This window comes from Serratia odorifera (genome assembly GCF_041448735.1).
Taxonomy (GTDB): domain Bacteria; phylum Pseudomonadota; class Gammaproteobacteria; order Enterobacterales; family Enterobacteriaceae; genus Serratia_F; species Serratia_F odorifera.
Window position 1 is genome coordinate 1 of sequence record NZ_JBGMUT010000035.1, and the last position, 1,069, is coordinate 1,069.

Sequence of the window (1,069 nt, forward strand, 5' to 3'; positions counted from 1 at the left end):
GGTTCTGCACGTGCTTTCGATCAGATCGATAACGCGCCAGAAGAAAAAGCTCGTGGTATCACCATCAACACCTCTCACGTTGAGTATGACACCCCGTCTCGCCACTACGCGCACGTTGACTGCCCAGGGCACGCCGACTACGTGAAAAACATGATCACCGGTGCTGCGCAGATGGACGGCGCAATCCTGGTTGTTGCTGCGACTGACGGCCCTATGCCTCAGACCCGTGAGCACATCCTGCTGGGTCGCCAGGTTGGCGTTCCTTTCATCATCGTGTTCATGAACAAATGTGACATGGTTGATGACGAAGAGCTGCTGGAACTGGTAGAAATGGAAGTTCGCGAGCTGCTGTCTGCTTACGATTTCCCTGGCGACGACCTGCCAGTAATCCGCGGTTCTGCGCTGAAAGCGCTGGAAGGCGAAGCAGAGTGGGAAGCTAAGATTGTAGAACTGGCTGAAGCGCTGGATTCTTACATCCCAGAACCAGAGCGTGCTATCGACAAGCCGTTCCTGCTGCCAATCGAAGACGTATTCTCCATCTCCGGTCGTGGTACCGTTGTTACCGGTCGTGTTGAGCGCGGTATCATCAAAGTTGGCGAAGAAGTTGAAATTGTTGGTATCAAAGACACCGTTAAGTCTACCTGTACCGGTGTAGAAATGTTCCGCAAACTGCTGGACGAAGGCCGTGCTGGTGAGAACGTTGGTGTTCTGCTGCGTGGTATCAAGCGTGAAGACATCGAACGTGGTCAGGTTCTGGCTAAACCAGGTTCTATCAAGCCGCACACCAAATTCGACTCAGAAGTGTACATCCTGAGCAAAGAAGAAGGTGGTCGTCACACGCCATTCTTCAAAGGCTACCGTCCACAGTTCTACTTCCGTACTACTGACGTGACCGGTACCATCGAACTGCCAGAAGGCGTAGAGATGGTAATGCCAGGCGATAACGTGAACATGGTTGTTACCCTGATTCACCCAATCGCAATGGACGACGGTCTGCGTTTCGCAATCCGTGAAGGCGGCCGTACCGTAGGCGCGGGTGTTGTTGCTAAAGTTATCGCTTAATCGCTGA

General features: G+C 52.9%; 1 protein-coding gene. It reads left to right on the forward strand.

Annotation, left to right across the window (positions count from 1 at the left end; translation table 11 throughout):
* Window positions 1–1,062: elongation factor Tu (gene tuf / locus ACCC84_RS23430; protein WP_004966541.1), on the forward strand; the 1,062-nt coding region annotated here is incomplete at its 5' end.
* Between the last annotated feature and the right edge of the window lie 7 nt (window positions 1,063–1,069).